The following is a 17,559-nucleotide window of genomic DNA, read 5'->3' as shown; positions in this document are numbered from 1 at the left end:
ACGGGCAGCATGCGAACGTCAAATTCAAAGTTCCACTAGAATCATATCGTTACTAGTGGTCCTTTGATTCTGACATTTGCCTGAACGGCCTGTATCAACGGGATGCAAATGTCAGAATCGGACCACTAGTGGGTTTATGGGTACAGACGGGTTTTGCCCCAGTTGCCATCCGGCGTCTCGCGGCTGAAAACCACGCGGTCATGCAGGCGGAACGGCCGGTCATGCCAGAATTCAATGGATGTCGGGCGGATGCGGAAGCCCGACCAATGGGCTGGCCGGGGAATCTCGCCAATGGCGTAGCGGGCGGTGTATTCCGCCACGGCTTTTTCCAGGGCAAAACGGCTTTCCAGCGGCCGCGATTGCTTGGATGCCCAGGCGCCGATGCGGCTGCCGCGCGGGCGGGTGGCGTAGTAGGTATCGGCTTCCGCATCGCTGACAATTTCCACAGGACCGCGCACCCGCACTTGACGGCGCAGCGTTTTCCAATGAAAACACATGGCGGCCTTCATTGAGCCCAGTATTTCCTGACCTTTCTGACTTTCAAAATTTGTATAAAAAACAAAGCCTTGCTCGTCAAAACCTTTAAGAAGAACCATGCGGACATCCGGTAGACCATCATTATCCACCGTTGCGAGAGCGACAGCATTGGGGTCGTTCGGCTCCGATTTGGCCGCATCTTTAAGCCATTCGTCGAAGAGCGCGAAGGGCTCGGTTTTTTCTGTGAAGTCACCGGTTGTTAACTTCATTTCACCCATAGTCATAGCTGGTTGACCTTGTTAAAGAGAGATATGCGTTTGGCATTGGCAATACCAGATATCAAGAACCTTGGGGCGAAAATTCCGGTGCGGACAGCGCCGTTCGCCGCTGTTTTTGCGCTTTGTCTTCTCTCCGGCTGCGCCATGAAAAGCTTCAGCATCGAGAATGCGGTCCCGGACAAGGCGACGGTAACGGGCTCGGTTGCTCCGGCACCGCAGGTGGATGCCAAGGGTGCCGCCGATCAGTCGACGGTCCGCAATATCGTGTCGGCCCTCAATTTCACCCAATGGGGCAACAAGCCGCTGCCATGGTCCAATCCGGAGACCGGCAGTCAGGGTACGATCACGGCAATTGCCGAGAAGAAGACCGAGACGGGGCTTTGCCGCGAGTTTCAGACATCCCGCGAATCCTTTGACGGCGTCATGCTCTACAAGGGTGAGACCTGCATGCAGGACGGCGGGCAATGGACCCTGAAATCCTTCGCGCCGATTTGATTCTCTGAAGCTGAATGATATTTTCGATGAAACCGGGCAGCGATTGCAGATTTCTTGACAGGAAGTCTGGAATTTCTTCCTATTAATGCGCATATAACGGGCAATTATCCCCAACGCACCCCGTTTATGCCAGTGGAACGAATTTGACATTCGCATCCCATTGTACATGACGAGGAATATGCGAATGTCAAATTCGTTCCTCCAGGAAAGGCACACACATGCGCGATCCTTATACCGTGCTGGGCGTCGCCAAGACGGCGAAGCCTGAAGAAATCAAGTCGGCGTTTCGCAAGCTCGCCAAGAAATACCATCCTGACCAGAATCAGGATGATCCGAAGGCACAGGCAAATTTCTCCGAAATCAACCAGGCCTATGAGATTATTGGTGACAAGGAGCGCCGTGGCCAGTTTGACCGGGGCGAGATCGACGCCGAGGGCAAGCAGCGCGCGCCGCAGGGGTTTGAGGGTTTTGCCGGCGGCGGCGATCCCTTCGCCGGTTTCGGCGGCGCACGCGGTGCGCGGTCGGGTGGATTCGACTACCGTAGCGGTACGGCCGGTTTCGGCGCTGAAGATATTCTAAGCAGCCTCTTCGGTGAGGGCGCTGGTGCTTTCGGCGGCGGGCCGCGCCGCGCCGGTCCGCGCAAGGGCACGGACCTGCAGGCAACCATCGACGTGACGCTGGAGCAGGCTGTCGGTGCCGAGAAGGTTGAAGCGGTTTTCCCCAATGGCAAAAGGCTGGCGATCAAGCTGCCCGCGCAGGTTGAAAACGGCCAAACGATTCGCTTGAAGGGGCAGGGCGAGGCTATTCCCGGCGGAACGCCAGGCGATGCGCTGGTCACGATCCGTTTCAAGCCTCATCCAAAATTCAAGGTGGAGGGGCATGACCTGCATCTCGACCTGCCGGTGTCCTTGCGCGATGCGGTGCTCGGTTCCAGGCAGGAAGTGGAGACCCTGAACGGCCGTGTGGCGGTGAAAATAGCGCCATGGACCAGTTCCGACCGGGTTTTGCGCCTGAAAGGCAAGGGTTTGCCGAAAAAGCCGGATGGTCACGGCGATCTTTTTGTTCATGTTCGCGTCATGTTGCCCGAGCATGGTGATGCGGCATTGGAAGCATTTCTGCGCGATTCGAGTCTCTGAAAATCAACGGTTCCCGAAAATCCTTGACGAAACTGACACGATGCTTGAAGCCCGGCGCGGGCTGTGCGATACCGCAAATCAATCATATGTCTTTCGTGAAGGGTTGGTAAATGACCGCCAAAACTGGTTTGATGCAAGGTAAACGCGGACTTATTATGGGCGTTGCCAATAATCGGTCGATCGCCTGGGGCATTGCCAAGGCGGCCCATGATGCCGGTGCCGAGCTTGCTTTCACCTATCAGGGCGATGCGCTGAAGAAGCGCGTCGAGCCGCTGGCGCAGGAACTCGGGGCTTTTCTCTGCGGCCATTGCGATGTTTCCGATGCCTCGACCATCGATGCATGCTTTGCCGCGCTGGAAGAAAAATGGGGCAAGATCGACTTTCTCGTGCATGCCATCGGCTTCTCCGACAAGGATGAACTGACCGGCCGCTATGTCGATACGTCGGAAGCGAATTTCACCAAGACCATGCTGATTTCCGTATTCTCGCTGACGGCGGTTGCCAAGCGTGCGGAAAAGCTGATGACCGATGGCGGATCGATCCTGACGCTGACCTATTACGGCGCGGAAAAGGTCATGCCCAACTACAACGTCATGGGTGTTGCCAAGGCGGCACTGGAAGCCAGCGTGAAATATCTGGCTGTCGATCTCGGCCCGGACAATATCCGCGTCAACGCGATCTCCGCCGGTCCGATCAAGACACTGGCCGCATCCGGCATCGGCGATTTCCGCTACATCCTCAAATGGAACGAATACAATGCGCCGTTGCGCCGTACCGTTACCATCGAGGAAGTCGGCGACGCCGGCCTGTATTTCCTCTCCGACCTGTCCCGTTCGGTCACGGGCGAAATTCACCATGCCGACAGCGGCTATCATGTCGTTGGCATGAAGGCTGTGGACGCGCCGGATATCTCTGTCGTCAAGGACTGACCTTAAAGTGAACCTGCCGGACTCGATTGTTTATTTCTCGCGTCACGGCGAGACGGACTGGAACGTGTCCGAGCGAATCCAGGGGCAGGAAGACGTCGATATCAATGCGCGCGGCGAGCAGCAGGCTGCGCGCAACGGCGATATGCTTAAATCGCTGATCGGGGAGGGCGCGGGTTTCGACTTTGTTGCCAGCCCTTTGCGCCGGACCCGCGATACGATGGAGCGGATCAGGACCCGCATGGGGATCGATCCCTGGGCCTACCGGACCGACGCCCGCCTCATGGAGGTGAATTTCGGCGATTGGCAGGGCTTTATGCTGGAAGATATCGAGGCCCGTTCTCCGGAGCTTGTGGCGGCGCGTGCCCGCGACAAATGGAATTTTGTTCCGCCGGGACCCACGGCCGAAAGCTATGCCATCCTGGCAAAACGCATAGGCAGCTGGTTGTCGGAGGTCCGCGAGCCGACCGTATGCGTGACGCATGGCGGCTGCATGCGGACCATCTTCCAGATGGTTGAAGACCTTGACGGCCATGATGCGGCGAATCTTGCCATCACCCAGGATAAAATTCTGCGTCTTGAAAAAGGCAGTCTGACCTGGATGTAGCCATCCAGGTCCTAGCTTGTGACAAACAGGTGCCTATTGCACCGATTCTTCAATATCGGTGATGAAGCGCTCTTTGTTGACGAGGTCGAACATCAACGTGACCTTCATGCCCTTTTCAATGGCGCTGAAATCAAACTCACCTGGAAGCTTGTAAACCTTGCCATCGTCGAGCGTAATGGTCGAGTTGTCTTCGTCGATTTTGGTGATGGTGCCCTGTGCATCGTCAGCGAGCGCGCCGACCGGAAGCAGGGAAGCGACGAACATGAAGGTTGCGACGATGAAACGCATTTTGATATCCTCTTTAATCAAAATCTGGTGGCCGATTTGTCCGTCACCTTAAAGCGCGCATTTGTGGCAAAACAATTGCTTTTTTCGCGGTGGATGAAGGAATTTCAGCGACGGGTTTGACCACGGGCGTAAACGCTCATAAAACCCCCTGACATAACGCCGGGTAACCTCATGTCGCATAATACTTTCGGTCATCTTTTTCGTGTCACTACCTGGGGTGAAAGCCATGGAATCGCGCTTGGTTGCGTGGTGGACGGCTGTCCGCCCGGCATCCATTTCACCGAAGCCGAAATTCAGGCCTATCTCGACAAGCGCAAGCCCGGCCAGTCGAAATACACCACGCAGCGGCGCGAACCGGACCAGGTGAAAGTCCTGTCCGGTTTCATGCTGCAGGACGACGGCGTGACCATGATCTCCACCGGCACGCCGATCTCGATGATGATCGAGAACACCGACCAGCGCTCCAAGGATTATGGCGACATTGCCCGCCAGTACCGTCCCGGCCACGCCGATTACACCTATGATGTCAAATACGGCATCCGCGACTATCGCGGCGGCGGGCGATCGTCGGCGCGCGAAACCGCGGCACGGGTTGCCGCCGGTGCCATCGCCCGCAAGGTTGTGCCTGGCCTGATCGTGCGCGGCGCGCTGGTCGGCATGGGCATCCATACGATCGACCGTGATCGCTGGGACTGGGACGAGGTGGACAACAACCCGTTCTTCACGCCGGACCCCGGCTCGGTCGACCTTTTCGCCGGATATCTCGATGGTATCCGCAAGGCTGGTTCCTCCATCGGCGCTGTCGTTGAAATCGTCGCCGAAAACGTGCCTGCCGGGCTCGGTGCACCCGTCTATGGCAAGCTCGATCAGGATATCGCCAGCTATCTCATGTCCATCAATGCGGTGAAGGGCGTTGAAATCGGCGACGGTTTCGCAGCGGCCACGCTCAGCGGCGAGGAAAATGCCGATCAGATGCGCATGGACAATCACGGCAAGCCGATTTTCCTGTCCAATCATGCCGGCGGCATTCTTGGCGGCATTTCCAGCGGCGCGCCTGTCGTCGCGCGCTTTGCCGTCAAGCCCACGTCCTCCATCCTCACCCCGCGCCAGAGCATCGATGCCGATGGCAGGCAGGTGGATGTGATGACCAAGGGCCGCCACGATCCCTGCGTCGGCATCCGCGCTGTTCCCATCGGCGAAGCCATGGTTGCCTGTGCGATTGCCGATCATTATCTCAGACATCGCGGTCAGACCGGCCGCATTTAATCAAGAGGCGCATACATGGCTTACAATCAGAAACGGGTCGTCGATGCGCTGCGCGCGTTCGAACGCGGTGAAATCGTCGTTGTCATGGATGATGACGGGCGCGAGAACGAGGGTGATCTGATCGTCGCGGCGGTGCATTGCACTCCGGAAAAGATGGCGTTCATCGTGCGCCACACCTCCGGCATCGTCTGCACGCCCATGCCGCGCGACCACGCCAAGCGTCTCAACCTCGCGCCGATGGTGGCCGAGAACGACGCGCCGCATTCGACGGCCTTCACCGTGACCGTGGACTACAAACACGGAACCACCACAGGTATTTCCGCCGATGACCGCACCTTGACCGTGCGCAACCTCGCCAATCCCAATGCCGGGGCGACGGATTTCGTGCGTCCGGGGCACATTTTCCCGCTGATCGCGCGCGAGGGCGGTGTGCTCATGCGCTCCGGCCATACCGAAGCCGCCGTCGACCTGTGCAAGCTGGCCGGTCTGCCGCCGGTCGGCGTGATCTGCGAGCTTGTCAACGACGACGGGTCGGTGATGCGCGGCCCGCAGGTGGCAAGCTTTGCCGAGACGCACACGCTGCAGCAGGTGACGGTGGCCGACCTCATCGCCTACCGCCAGCGCAAGGAAACCCTGATCGAACGCATCGGCGAATATGAGATCGATACCTGCGCCGGAGAGGCAAAGGCCATTACCTACGCGCTGCCGTGGGAGCCGATGCATCACGCCGCCATTGTGTTCGGCGATATCCGCGACGGCGAGGACGTGCCCGTCCGCCTGCAGCGTGAGGACATCCTCAGCGATGTCTTTGGCGCGCGCAACACGCTCGACAGCATCATGAAGCGCATTGCCGAGGAAAAACGCGGCGTCATTGTCTATCTGCGCGAAGGCTCTGTCGGCGTCGGCCGCGATGACGACCGCAACCGCGCCACGCTGCAGGACCGCGAGGCCCATGCGGAAGCCAAGGTGCGCGAAGAGGAATGGCGCCAGATCGGCCTTGGCGCGCAGATCCTGAAAGATCTCGGCATCACTTCGATCCGCCTTCTATCATCGCGCGAACGGCACTATGTCGGTCTTGAAGGCTTTGGTATCCAGATCACCCGGACGGATATTATCTGAGCGGTTTCAGCATGAGGCTGTTTATCACTCGCAAGGTAGTCAGCAGCCTGCTTCAATTGGCAAGAATATGCTGTTGCCGCTGCTACACGTAAATCTTCGGGATGTGTTCGCGCATGGCGCAATATATTTCTTCCGGATCAACAGACCACTGTTGGGCAAGATCGAATGCTGTGATTGACTGATCAGCTTGATCTCCGAGCAAAACCACTTCGTCGCCAATCGAAGCGCTTTTTATGTGAGTCAAGTCAATACGAATCTGCTCGAGATGCACTGGTATCAGCACCTTGGCGAGTTCGCCGTTGACGAGAACAAAAGCATCTTCAGATACACGTTTTGGAAAGCCGTCACCCCAGCCAAAAGTGACAACCCCAAGCCTTTTGACCGATGGCGGAATGTCGATTGAGCTGGGAAGATCGGGAACGACTGATTTGATCGTGGTAACGTGTGACTTGATGGCGGATAGTGCACCCTTGAGTTTCAGCTTTTTGATATTTTCCTGCGAGGTCAAGCCAAAGAGCAGCGCGCCAACATCGACCGTGTTATAATCGAGCGCCCGGTAGGAAATGATGGTTTCGGAGCTGGAAGCACATATATAATCCAAGTCGGGTAAAATTTGACGGCACAACATAACGGCGTGATCGAATATCCGCTTTTGCTCTTCAATGCCTTCGTGGCCAATATCCGTTCTCTCTGACAAATGTGTATAAACGCCAACGAAAACCAACTGATCGCAGGCATGCAATCCATTGTTTAGAAAATCCGCCAGTTCTGCCAGGCTAAAGCCGAAGCGCAACAAGCCCACATCAATCTTGATGAATGCCGGCCGCTTTCGCGTTACGCGCCGGTTCCATTCTTTCGCGTCATTGGCCGAGCCAATCGTAATGGTAAGATCAAACTCCTCAACTGAAGCAATTTGGTCAGGAAGCGTTCCCCCATATAGCAAAATTGGGGTTTTAACGCCGCTTGAGCGGATGCGCATGGCATCTGCAAGAGCGGCCACTGCAAATCCATCTGCACCAGCGTCCGCCAGAACGCGCGCCACCTCTTTTGCTCCGCAACCGTAACCATCGCGCTTAAGGCAGCAAAAAATGTGGGTCTCGGGGGCGAGAAGTGCACGTAAACGCCGGAAGTTATCGCGAATGGCAGTATGACTTATCTCATAGCGCGGAGATGCAACATTGTTGGTTTCTTTTGACATAGGAGAATCTGGTTCACTAGTCGGGAATGAACGAGAAATATGACTTCTCTGCTCGAAGGAATTTGGCGAATGTTTTGACCAAGTGTTCGCCATTTGGCGGAAGCTTTGTGGTCTTACGTTGTGCGAGCCATAATTCCGTTCGCGGCTCCGGACTTAGCGGAAGGGAAGGGACGATGTCTCGCAATGCAAAGCTGGCATGAGCGTCAACGATTGCAATCGCATTATGGCGAAGCACCCAGGCGCAGCACATAAATCGATGTTTGTGACGAACGCGGGATGGTATTCTATGCCGCAAGATCGAAACCATTGTTCGACGATCTCTAGGGATCCTTCGTCTTCTTCGATTCCGATCAGCGGCGCATTTACAAAGTCTGCTCCTGTTAGGCGTGAATTCCCCGTCTCGTCTTGAAAAGTCGGAGGAATAATCGCTCTCAGTGCATATGTTCCGAAGCGCCAGGTTTCGAAACTCGGGTCAAGCAATGGCCTTGCCACAATTCCGATGTCGATTTCCCGGCTGTGTAAGCTCTCTGTAATTTGCCGGGCGGAAAACGCCCGGATAATAAGTTGCGGCGATGTGGTTAGCCAGTTTGAACTGATCGCTGAAAAGATATCGCTCAAGGCGGCAGCTACAGACGGCATGCACCCGATCTTTAAAACGGTATTGTCAGGCTGACCCAAACGCTTTGCCTTGCGAGCGATCTGACGGACACTGTGAACCGCGCCGTCAAGTTCTTCCTTGAGTAGTAGTGCTTGATCGGTCGGCACCAGACCAAAGCCGGATCGTGTAAACATGGAGACGCCGAGTTCGGCTTCCAGGTCGCGGATCAGGCCACTTAGCGTAGGCTGGGATACTCCAAGACGTCGTGCCGCAAGACTGATCGATCCGTATTCCAGAACGGCCTGCAGTGCTTCAATTTGGCGAAACGTTATCCGTTCTTTCGGCATCTCGCTCACCTCAAATCGTATTGTAAACACCTATATTGATGCCAGCATATTTATCAATATATCCCGGTCAATTCTAAGATACTAACCAGAAATGCGCTTTCAAACAGGCGCATAATTCATAATTTGATATTGGAAAAACCTATGTCAAATTATCAAAGCTGTTGTGGCGACGCGGTCACCGCCCCGTTAATTTCCCCTGATGATTAGGTGCGAGCTTCGAAACTCGATCAAAATAAAGTCATAAGGAGGGAAACGATGAACCCGAAGCTAATTGCGATCTCCATCCTATCAGCTTTGGCTTTTACATGTGGCGCGAACGCTGGCGATCTAAAGAAAATTCGCATTGGAACGGAGGGCGCTTATCCGCCATTCAATCAAATCAATGCCGATGGCTCCCTTGCTGGGTTTGATATCGAACTTGCTCGTGCGCTTTGCTCGGATATGAAGGTGGAGTGTGAGTTTGTAACGCAGGATTGGGACGGGATTATTCCGGGACTTATCACTGGTAAGTTCGATGCCATTGTCGCGTCGATGTCGATCACCGCTGAAAGGGCCCAGAAAGTGGCCTTTACTGATTCATATTACCGGACACCAAAATACTTCGTTGCAGCAAATGACACTGGCATGACCGATACTTCGGTGACTGGCATGAAAGGTAAGGTTATTGGGGCACAGTCGTCGACAGCGGCGGCAAACTATCTTCAAGACCTTTATCGAGAATCCGACCTACGTCTCTATGAAAAATTGGATGACGCAACTCACGATCTTCAGGCAAGGCGTATTGATGCGATTTTGGGGGACGGTATTGTTTTGGCAGAGTGGCTGAAGAAGGCTGGTAAAGAATGTTGTGCCGTAATCGGTGAGCGCGTTGAGAATGTTGAATATTTTGGCGCAGGTATCGGCATTGCTGTCAGAAAAGATTCAGAGGATCTGCGACAAAAAATAAATGCTTCTATCAAGTATATTCGATCGAATGGCGAGTATGCAAAAATCAATGCACGGTATTTCGGCTTTGACATATTTTAATTGAGGCTTCTCGGCGGATTCAGATATCCCATTTATCCGGGCCGATATAGTCTGAATATTGACAGCGGACGCCCGGTGTTACCTAACACACCAAGGCCCCCGCAGTCTGGACAAATATGTATTGAAATACATGGAAAAAACTGCAGTCAAGCGGCTTCGTGCCTCTTATGGATATCAAGAAGCGATTTGGTCTGGCTGTGAAGGAAAGACGAGGAGCCCTCGGCATCTCGCAGGAAGAATTGGCGATGCGCATTGGCGCAGATCAGGCCTACGTCAGCCGCATGGAAGCGGGGCGGATGAACGTTACCCTGGAAACCGCCGAGCAGGTTGCAGCGGCAATGCTTTGCGACGTTGCAGAGCTGCTTGGCAAAACCGGATAGCGTGTTGATGAGGTTTCCGGGCGGAAGAACTGATCGGCGGTCAGGCCCTTCTTTGAACCTTCTTCTCATCATGCACGAGATGATAGGGCTGTACGAGAAGTTCGGCAGGAATATGCCATTCGCGATTAAGCTTGAACACCATATCCATCGTTAGGGCGCGCTTTCTCGCCATGACTTCGGAGGCTCTCGGTGCAGAGCCAAGAACCTCTGCCAGGGCCCGGCGATTCAGCCCGGCCATTTCCATGTGTGCGGCGATGGTGGAAATTGGGTCCAATGCCGGAATGGGATAATGCTCGTCTTCATAGGCTTCGATTAAAATTGCAAGAACGTCGAACCGGTCACCCTCAGGTGTTCCCGGCTCGGGTTGATTGTCGAAATAGTGCGTGATTTCACCAATCGCCCAGTCATAGTCTTCTTCAGTTTTGATCGGCCGAATGTTTTTCATCACACAGTTTCCGGGTCGATAGCATCGTACTCTTTATGCGTGCCGACAAATTTGATGAGCACACGTTCGAACGGGTAGGCGACATGCACGATAAGGCGGTACTTGTTGCCGGCAATGTCAAAGATCACCCTGTTGTCGCGGACAACGTCGACAGAGTTGCCGAATTGCATTTTTACGTCCGCCGGTGTTTTCCATTCAGCCCTGCTCACAGCCACATACCAAGCCGCCAAGGGTACTTCAGCCTGATTGTGCGCCAGCCAAAATGCCCGCAGCGCTTTCTTGGCTATGATCTGCATCAGGCATGTATAGCAGCTTCCCATATTGGGAACAAGTGAAAATTCCCATTTTGGGAATGAATGACCTAAACCCGCCGCTCCTTGATCGTGTTCATGACAAAGCTGGTCTCGATGGAAGCGACGCATTTCAGCCGCGCAATCTTCTCCTTGATGAAGCGTTCATACTGTTCCAGTCCGGCGCTCATGACTTTCAGCACATAATCGCGCGAGCCTGTGACAAGGTGGCATTCCAGCACTTCATCCCAGCCGCGGATCGCCTCCTCGAACATGACAATCTCATCCTCATGCTGGCGGCTAAGCCGGATCGTGGCGATGGCGGCCATGGTCCAGCCCTCGATGATGGGGTCGACAAGGGCGGTGTAGCCACGGATGATCCCGGCTTCCTCCATGCGCCGCAGGCGGCGCAGGCAGGGGGACGGGGACAGTCCGACCCGCTCGGCCAGATCGTTGTTGGTGATGCGCGCATCCGCCTGCAGTTCCCTGAGAATGCGCCGGTCGGTCTCGTCAGCAATTTTCTGCGTCATAATCTATCATTCATGGCAATTGTTGGCGTCAATCAATGCAATTTGATCGTAAAAAGCAAGGATTGATCCCAGCATTTGATATAATTTGCTTGATAGCACCCCACCCCTCACGCGAGGAGATTCGCATGGCCGCTCCCCATCCGTCCAAAACCCATATCGGCAACCACAAATTGCATCCTGAAACATTGATGCTGAATTATGGCTACGATCCGGAACTGTCGGAAGGCGCGGTCAAGCCGCCGGTGTTCCTGACGTCGACCTTCGTGTTCAAATCCGCCGAGGAAGGCCGCGATTTCTTCGATTTCGTCTCCGGCCGCAAGGAGCCGCCGGCCGGTGTCGGTGCGGGTCTTGTCTATTCCCGCTTCAACCACCCCAACAGCGAGATCGTCGAGGACCGTCTGGCCGTCTATGAGCGTACGGAAAGCTGCGCGCTGTTTTCCTCCGGCATGTCGGCCATTGCCACGACCCTGCTGGCCTTCGTGCGTCCGGGCGACGCGGTGCTGCATTCGCAGCCGCTCTACGGCGGCACGGAAACCCTGCTGGCCAAAACGTTCCTCAACATGGGCGTGGCTGCCATCGGTTTTGCCGATGGCGTCAACGAGGCTTCGGTGCAGGCGGCGGCCGACGAGGCGATGACCAAGGGCCGCGTCTCCATCATCCTCATCGAAACGCCTGCCAACCCCACCAACAGCCTGGTTGATGTGGCGATGATCCGCCGCATTGCCGACGCCATCGGCGAAAAGCAGGGGCACACGCCGGTGATCGCCTGCGACAACACCCTGCTCGGACCGGTTTTCCAGCGCCCGATCGAACATGGCGCCGATATTTCCTTGTACTCACTGACCAAATATGTCGGCGGCCATTCCGACCTGATCGCCGGTGCAGCACTCGGCTCGAAAGCCGTGATGAAACAGGTCAAGGCCCTGCGCGGTGCCATTGGCACGCAGCTCGACCCGCACTCCTGCTGGATGCTCGGCCGCTCGCTCGAAACCCTGAGCATCCGCATGGAGAAGGCCAACAACAATGCGCTTGCCGTCGCGGATTTCCTGCGCGATCACCCGAAAGTGGAGAAAATCCACTATCTGCCCTACCATGACGCGAATTCACCGCTCGGCCGCACTTTTGCCGCGCAATGCACCGGCGCCGGTTCCACCTTCTCGTTCGATATACGCGGCGGCCAGCCCGCAGCCTTCAAATTCCTGAATGCACTGCAAATCCTCAAGCTGGCGGTCAGCCTCGGCGGCACCGAATCCCTCGCCAGCCATCCCGCCACCATGACCCATTCCGGCGTGCCTGTGGATGTGCGCCAAAGGATCGGCGTGCTTGATTCGACCATCCGGCTGTCCATCGGCATCGAACACCCCGACGACCTGATCGCCGATCTTACCCAGGCCCTGGCTGCGGCCTGATCGGCGGAGCGCCCTCCAGTTCCAGCGGGAAGGGCGTTGGCTCCCAGAATTTCTCCAGTTTGCATTTCTGGACAGCCAGCGCCTCCCATTCGTGCAGAATTCTGGCGATTTCGACGCGGTCTCGCGCCAGCAGGGCGGGGCAGAATGACGGTGCCAGTTGCGCGAGATAGTGTTGCATGCTCGGCAATGGTTCGACGATGGATTGAGCAAGGTCCAAATTGCCTGTCGCCGTCGCAACCAGCATTTCAAAGAAGCGATCCCAGTCATAATAGTCACCCGAAGCCTCGTACTGTGCTGCCAGTGCTCGATAATGTTCAAATGCCGTTGTGGAACGAAGTTTTGGCAGAATCCTTTCTTCGAGCACATCGAAAAGCCGCTGAACGGAGTCCGGATTCGTAGCATCCCAGTATCCTGTTTTGGGATCAGAAAGGAAATCGCCAAACCCTAATGTGATGACGTCACTTGGCGGGATCAGGAGAGCAACGACGGTTCTTGGATCAAACATCCACGGATTTCTGCAATAGTCGATGTAGATGCCGCGTCGAAAGTGGTGAATGGGTTTGACAACCATGAAACGTCCCACCATTGCCAGATCATCGTTACGTTCGAGCAATGGTTTTACCATCTTGCGAATTTCAGCGCCGGTGGTCATCAACCTCCCTCCAGTTCCAGCGGGAAGGGCGTTGGCTCCCAGAATTTCTCCAGTTTGTATGTTGCTATCGTCTGAGCTTCCCATTGGTGTAAAAATGCTGCTAGAGCTAAGCGGTCTTTGCTTAAAAGCGCGGTGTAGAAAAACGGAACTTTTGACATCATGTATCGAGAAATTTGAGGGTCGGAATCCCAGATTTCTCGTGCTTTATCAAAATCACCGTGGGCGACAGCCAGAAGCATATGCATGCCCGTAAAAGCTTCGTAACTGACACGCTCGCTCAGTGGTCTTTTTTCTGATGCGACCGCGACAAAGTCGCCAAATGAGATGATCTGACGTAACCCTGGCAGAACCTCATACTCAATCATTTCGCACATTGTATTTATCGCAACAGCATTGTTAGCATCCCATATCCGGTAGGGTGCTTTGTAGAGCTGTCCACCCCATCCCAGCGTCATCATGTGACGGCCAGGCAAGAGGATGTCGACGACCTTGATCGGTACAAATGCGTTGGGATTTCCGCAGCGATCAACGAAAACACCGCGCAATATATGATGGACCGGCTTGATGATGAGAAATCGCCCAACCAGTGCCAGATCGGAATGGCGTGACAGAAGCGGGCGCAACACTTGGCGAACCTGCGCAGTCGTGGTCATCGATCTGGCCTCACTTCAGTGATAATGATTTTGGGGTTGGTGCGATAGCGCCTTGAGACCGATTCACCTATTTCGATTACACGGGGGATACTAAGGCCACTGCGTCCAGTTTTGATGTCGTAGACACAAACAACCTGGTGATGTTCTCTACCTAGAACGTCGATTCTGATAGAACCTCTTTTGCTATATGAAGGATCCTGATGATAAAAACTCTTATCATCCATCACGTCCTCATTGTATTTCACGTAGGAACGCTCAGCGAACAATTGACCGGAATAGTTCTTGTCAACCATCTCTTTCATTCTTGAATGCACTGCCGTTCCCCACAATACCGGTGATGAATAACTGGAGGCTTTGCCTGCGGAGTTTTTGGCTAGATTGGTGAGGTTCTGAACAGTGTCGTATTCAGGGCAGTCCTCTTTGACCTGATCCTTCGTAATCAATTTCACCTCCGCAGACGGTCTTGTCGTCGTTCTTTCTCCGGGATTGTCGGGCTTCCAATCTTTCGGTCGAAACAGAAATATCGGTGTCTTTGTCGGATCGGGTTGTTTTAAGAGACGATTGAACTCGTCTATGCCTTCCTTCAATGGCTTTGAGCCCGGTTCGTCGGGCTTTCGCAGAACATGCTCGACCAGAGCTCTGGCGCCCATCACCGTTGCGGCAGCCAATCCAACAGCACTTCCCCCAACGCTGATCCACTGTCCACCCTCCGGTGTTCCGGCAGGCTCGCGCGGCTGGTCGGGATCGTATTTGCGCAGAAGGTCGATTTCCTCCTGCAGCCTGAGTTCGGCCTCCAGCAAGGCGCGCTCATAGTCGAGCTGGCGGTACTGATCGCGGCGACAGCTGTTGGGCGGTGCGAGTTTCAGTGCCTTGAGCTGGAGCGCGTTGGCGGAAAGATGCCAGCGGAGCCGGAGATGTCTGGAAGAATGTTCATTGTATAAATTCATGAATACTATCCTTTAAAGGGATAATATTCCTACATCGGGCGGGAGGCCGTCAATTAGACATTGGTCGGGGTTTTCGCTGAAATATGCAAAATTTCAATCGCGGCGGCACGGCTGATTCCGCCCGAAGTTCGGGAAAGCCATGCAAGGTCCGCTGCTTTGGCTCTTGTGCGAAGCGCGGTGTCTGTGCACATTCTCCCGGCGCAGCCCAAGCCTGTACCGATGTCCATTCACAGTTGCAGAAAGCCGATATGGTCACCCGTCTTTATTCGCACCCGATCTATCTCGAGCATTTGACGCCCGTCGGCCATCCCGAACGGCCGGACCGGCTGCGCGCGTTGAACAAGGTGCTGGAGGACAGTGCGTTCGATGCGCTGGACCGGACGCTGGCGCCGCCGGGTGACGCGGCGACCATCCTCTATGCGCACCCGGAGCATTATATCGGGCGGGTCCGCGAGGCCATTCCGGATGCGGGGCTTACCCGGGTCGATGCCGATACCTCCGTCAGCCCGAAGAGCTGGGAAGCCGCGCTTGCCGCCATCGGCGCGGCCAATGCGGCGGTCGATGATGTCTTTACCGGCCAGGCGGACAATGTCTTTGTCGCGTCGCGCCCGCCGGGCCACCATGCGGAGCGCAACCGGGCCATGGGCTTTTGCCTGTTCAACAATGCCGCCATTGCTGCCCGCCACGCCCAGAAGGCGCATGGGGCGGAGCGGATCGCCATCGTCGACTGGGATGTGCACCACGGCAATGGCACGCAGGACATTTTCTGGGACGATCCATCCGTGCTGTACTGCTCGACCCATCAGATGCCGCTCTATCCCGGCACCGGCGCCAGGGATGAAACGGGCGCAGGCAATATCGTCAATGCGCCGCTCGCGCCCCAGACCGGAAGCGCGGATTTCCGCGAGGCGTTCCTGACGCGAATCCTGCCGTCGCTCGACAGTTTCAAGCCGGACCTTATCATCATTTCGGCCGGTTTTGATGCGCATCATCGCGATCCCCTGGCCGAGATCAATCTGGACGAGGATGATTTCGACTGGGCCACCGGCGTTTTGCTGGAAAGAGCTGGGAAGTACGCGTCGAACCGGCTTGTCAGCCTGCTGGAAGGCGGCTACGACCTCAAGGGCATGTCGCAGTCTGCCGGTGCACATATCAAACGTTTGATGAAAGGTTGAAACCATGGCCGATGTACAACCCAATGCCGATATCGCCGCCATGAGCTTCGAGCAGGCGCTCGATCAACTGGAAAAGATTGTCGATGACCTCGAGCGCGGCGATGTGCCGCTTGAGCAGTCGATCCGCATTTATGAACGCGGCGAAGCCCTGAAAAAACATTGCGATACGCTGCTGCGCGCCGCCGAGGACAAGGTCGAAAAAATCCGGCTGGGCCGCGACGGCCAGCCCGCAGGCACCGAGCCGCTCGACCCGGAATAGTCCGCGGCTGTTCAGGCGGGCTGCGAGACGCTATGATGCGGCTCCGATGAGTTGGAGCAGCGTTGATGAGCTTTTTTCCCGGCAATGATCCGCAACCCGGCGATTTCACCGCTGTTGATTCGATCGAAACGCTGATCATTCCGCGCACAAGCGATATTGGCGGGTTGGAAGTCCGCCGTGCGCTGCCCACCGCCAAGCGGCGGCTGGTTGGCCCCTTCATTTTCTTTGACCGCATGGGACCGGCCATTCTGCGTCCCACCGATGCGCTGGATGTGCGGCCGCATCCGCATATCGGCCTGTCGACGGTCACCTATCTCTTTGACGGCAATATCCGTCATCGTGACAGTCTCGGCACCGAAATGGTCATCCGTCCGGGCGACGTCAATCTGATGACGGCCGGGCGCGGCATTGTCCATTCCGAACGCTCACCGGAAGAGCTGCGCACCCAGCCACTGCCCATATCGGGCCTGCAGACATGGCTGGCGCTGCCCGACCATCTCGAGGAAATCGACCCCACCTTTGCCAATACGGCGGCGGGCGAACTGCCGGTGCTGCGCGAGGCGGGCATGGAGGCCCGCGTTGTCATGGGAACGTTCCATGGTGCGCAATCTCTGGTCAAGCAGCATGCCGAGACACTCTATGTCGATATCCGCCTGCAACCGGGCGCGCATATCCAGATAAAGGCGGATGCGGCGGAAGAACGGGCAATCTATACGCTGGACGGGCCGGTCGAGATTTCCGGGGAGCGTTTTCCGGCCGACCGCCTGCTGGCCTTCCGCGCCGGAGACGAGATTGTCATATCGGCACCGCAGGGCGCGCATTTCATGCTGTTCGGCGGCGCCACCATGCCATCCAAGCGTTATGTCTGGTGGAATTTCGTCTCGTCATCGAAAGAGCGGATTGAACAGGCGAAGGAGGAATGGCGCTCGGGCCGCTTCGATATCGTACCGGGTGATGAGGAAGAGTTCATACCCCTGCCTGAAAATTGACATGGGCTGGGCGTGACATGGGCTGGGGCAAGGCTGGGCTTCTTGCTGCTTTGGCTGAATTCATCTAGG

General features: G+C 55.9%; 22 protein-coding genes. 12 read left to right on the top strand and 10 right to left on the bottom strand.

Features of this window, described 5'->3' with window-relative positions:
* Positions 1 to 134 precede the first annotated feature (134 nt).
* Positions 135 to 755, bottom strand: coding sequence for a pyridoxamine 5'-phosphate oxidase (gene pdxH / locus ACTJJ7_RS04960; RefSeq protein WP_440965730.1), 621 nt, complete (start codon positions 753 to 755; stop codon positions 135 to 137).
* Between the two features lie 33 nt (positions 756 to 788).
* Here pdxH and ACTJJ7_RS04955 point away from each other — a divergent pair, with 33 nt between their 5' ends.
* From ACTJJ7_RS04955 to ACTJJ7_RS04940, 4 genes are all read left to right on the top strand, one after another.
* Positions 789 to 1,250, top strand: coding sequence for an RT0821/Lpp0805 family surface protein (locus tag ACTJJ7_RS04955; RefSeq protein WP_440965728.1), 462 nt, complete (start codon positions 789 to 791; stop codon positions 1,248 to 1,250).
* Between the two features lie 218 nt (positions 1,251 to 1,468).
* On the top strand, positions 1,469 to 2,386 hold the full coding sequence (locus ACTJJ7_RS04950; RefSeq protein WP_440965726.1) for a DnaJ C-terminal domain-containing protein: 918 nt from the start codon (positions 1,469 to 1,471) through the stop codon (positions 2,384 to 2,386).
* A 110-nt stretch (positions 2,387 to 2,496) separates the two neighbouring features.
* Entirely contained in the window at positions 2,497 to 3,315 is an 819-nt protein-coding gene (fabI, locus tag ACTJJ7_RS04945; protein ID WP_091880942.1) for an enoyl-ACP reductase FabI, read from the top strand.
* 13 nt (positions 3,316 to 3,328) lie between these two features.
* Positions 3,329 to 3,919: a histidine phosphatase family protein gene (locus ACTJJ7_RS04940; RefSeq protein WP_440965884.1), complete on the top strand. Its 591-nt coding sequence runs from the start codon at positions 3,329 to 3,331 to the stop codon at positions 3,917 to 3,919.
* Between the two features lie 33 nt (positions 3,920 to 3,952).
* Here ACTJJ7_RS04940 and ACTJJ7_RS04935 read toward each other — a convergent pair whose 3' ends face one another.
* A complete protein-coding gene (locus tag ACTJJ7_RS04935) occupies positions 3,953 to 4,207 on the bottom strand; it encodes a DUF1344 domain-containing protein (RefSeq protein ID WP_105736970.1) in 255 nt (84 codons plus the stop codon).
* A gap of 171 nt (positions 4,208 to 4,378) precedes the next feature.
* Between ACTJJ7_RS04935 and aroC the strand changes: the two genes are divergently transcribed.
* Positions 4,379 to 5,473: a chorismate synthase gene (aroC, locus tag ACTJJ7_RS04930; RefSeq protein ID WP_105736972.1), complete on the top strand. Its 1,095-nt coding sequence runs from the start codon at positions 4,379 to 4,381 to the stop codon at positions 5,471 to 5,473.
* 15 nt (positions 5,474 to 5,488) lie between these two features.
* On the top strand, positions 5,489 to 6,592 hold the full coding sequence (ribB, locus tag ACTJJ7_RS04925) for a 3,4-dihydroxy-2-butanone-4-phosphate synthase (RefSeq protein WP_440965722.1): 1,104 nt from the start codon (positions 5,489 to 5,491) through the stop codon (positions 6,590 to 6,592).
* 82 nt (positions 6,593 to 6,674) lie between these two features.
* Here ribB and alr read toward each other — a convergent pair whose 3' ends face one another.
* A complete protein-coding gene (gene alr, locus ACTJJ7_RS04920; protein WP_440965720.1) occupies positions 6,675 to 7,790 on the bottom strand; it encodes an alanine racemase in 1,116 nt (371 codons plus the stop codon).
* 153 nt (positions 7,791 to 7,943) lie between these two features.
* Positions 7,944 to 8,735, bottom strand: a complete 792-nt coding sequence (locus ACTJJ7_RS04915) for a LysR family transcriptional regulator (protein WP_440965718.1) — start codon at positions 8,733 to 8,735, stop codon at positions 7,944 to 7,946.
* A 255-nt stretch (positions 8,736 to 8,990) separates the two neighbouring features.
* On the opposite strand from ACTJJ7_RS04915, the gene ACTJJ7_RS04910 reads away from it, so the two are divergent.
* The gene (locus ACTJJ7_RS04910) at positions 8,991 to 9,761 is read left to right on the top strand and encodes a transporter substrate-binding domain-containing protein (protein ID WP_440965716.1); all 771 of its coding nucleotides are present in this window, start codon (positions 8,991 to 8,993) and stop codon (positions 9,759 to 9,761) included.
* A gap of 167 nt (positions 9,762 to 9,928) precedes the next feature.
* Entirely contained in the window at positions 9,929 to 10,141 is a 213-nt protein-coding gene (locus ACTJJ7_RS04905; protein ID WP_440965714.1) for a helix-turn-helix domain-containing protein, read from the top strand.
* A 40-nt stretch (positions 10,142 to 10,181) separates the two neighbouring features.
* Here ACTJJ7_RS04905 and ACTJJ7_RS04900 read toward each other — a convergent pair whose 3' ends face one another.
* The 3 genes from ACTJJ7_RS04900 to ACTJJ7_RS04890 all read right to left on the bottom strand — a co-directional run bounded on the left by ACTJJ7_RS04900 (position 10,182) and on the right by ACTJJ7_RS04890 (position 11,406).
* The gene (locus tag ACTJJ7_RS04900; RefSeq protein ID WP_105736979.1) at positions 10,182 to 10,586 is read right to left on the bottom strand and encodes a helix-turn-helix domain-containing protein; all 405 of its coding nucleotides are present in this window, start codon (positions 10,584 to 10,586) and stop codon (positions 10,182 to 10,184) included.
* The gene (locus ACTJJ7_RS04895) at positions 10,586 to 10,882 is read right to left on the bottom strand and encodes a type II toxin-antitoxin system HigB family toxin (RefSeq protein ID WP_440965712.1); all 297 of its coding nucleotides are present in this window, start codon (positions 10,880 to 10,882) and stop codon (positions 10,586 to 10,588) included. The genes ACTJJ7_RS04900 and ACTJJ7_RS04895 overlap by 1 nt, the downstream gene beginning before the upstream one ends.
* 65 nt (positions 10,883 to 10,947) lie before the next feature.
* Positions 10,948 to 11,406 carry an Lrp/AsnC family transcriptional regulator gene (locus ACTJJ7_RS04890; RefSeq protein ID WP_105736981.1) on the bottom strand — a complete coding sequence of 153 codons (459 nt, stop codon included), beginning with the start codon at positions 11,404 to 11,406 and terminating at the stop codon, positions 10,948 to 10,950.
* Between the two features lie 125 nt (positions 11,407 to 11,531).
* Here ACTJJ7_RS04890 and ACTJJ7_RS04885 point away from each other — a divergent pair, with 125 nt between their 5' ends.
* The gene (locus ACTJJ7_RS04885; RefSeq protein ID WP_440965710.1) at positions 11,532 to 12,815 is read left to right on the top strand and encodes a cystathionine gamma-synthase family protein; all 1,284 of its coding nucleotides are present in this window, start codon (positions 11,532 to 11,534) and stop codon (positions 12,813 to 12,815) included.
* Here the strand turns inward: ACTJJ7_RS04885 and ACTJJ7_RS04880 are convergent.
* From ACTJJ7_RS04880 to ACTJJ7_RS04870, 3 genes are read right to left on the bottom strand one after another with little or no spacing between them, the layout of a single operon-like run.
* A complete protein-coding gene (locus ACTJJ7_RS04880; RefSeq protein ID WP_440965708.1) occupies positions 12,790 to 13,467 on the bottom strand; it encodes a hypothetical protein in 678 nt (225 codons plus the stop codon). The two genes, ACTJJ7_RS04885 and ACTJJ7_RS04880, sit on opposite strands and share 26 nt — an antisense overlap.
* Complete coding sequence (locus tag ACTJJ7_RS04875) at positions 13,467 to 14,120, bottom strand: hypothetical protein (protein WP_440965706.1); 654 nt, start codon at positions 14,118 to 14,120, stop codon at positions 13,467 to 13,469. The genes ACTJJ7_RS04880 and ACTJJ7_RS04875 overlap by 1 nt, the downstream gene beginning before the upstream one ends.
* Positions 14,117 to 15,067, bottom strand: a complete 951-nt coding sequence (locus ACTJJ7_RS04870; RefSeq protein ID WP_440965704.1) for a hypothetical protein — start codon at positions 15,065 to 15,067, stop codon at positions 14,117 to 14,119. The genes ACTJJ7_RS04875 and ACTJJ7_RS04870 overlap by 4 nt, the downstream gene beginning before the upstream one ends.
* 248 nt (positions 15,068 to 15,315) lie before the next feature.
* On the opposite strand from ACTJJ7_RS04870, the gene ACTJJ7_RS04865 reads away from it, so the two are divergent.
* The 3 genes from ACTJJ7_RS04865 to ACTJJ7_RS04855 all read left to right on the top strand — a co-directional run bounded on the left by ACTJJ7_RS04865 (position 15,316) and on the right by ACTJJ7_RS04855 (position 17,490).
* Positions 15,316 to 16,242: a histone deacetylase family protein gene (locus ACTJJ7_RS04865; RefSeq protein ID WP_440965702.1), complete on the top strand. Its 927-nt coding sequence runs from the start codon at positions 15,316 to 15,318 to the stop codon at positions 16,240 to 16,242.
* Positions 16,243 to 16,246: 4 nt separating this feature from the next.
* Positions 16,247 to 16,501, top strand: coding sequence for an exodeoxyribonuclease VII small subunit (locus ACTJJ7_RS04860; protein ID WP_105736989.1), 255 nt, complete (start codon positions 16,247 to 16,249; stop codon positions 16,499 to 16,501).
* A 65-nt stretch (positions 16,502 to 16,566) separates the two neighbouring features.
* Positions 16,567 to 17,490 (top strand): pirin family protein, encoded by a 924-nt coding sequence (locus ACTJJ7_RS04855; RefSeq protein WP_105736991.1) that lies wholly within the window; start codon positions 16,567 to 16,569, stop codon positions 17,488 to 17,490.
* Positions 17,491 to 17,559 lie beyond the last annotated feature (69 nt).

It is taken from the genome of Phyllobacterium sp. 22229, assembly GCF_052056495.1.
Lineage (GTDB): Bacteria > Pseudomonadota > Alphaproteobacteria > Rhizobiales > Rhizobiaceae > Phyllobacterium > Phyllobacterium myrsinacearum.
This window is presented reverse-complemented; position numbering and strand designations above follow the sequence as displayed.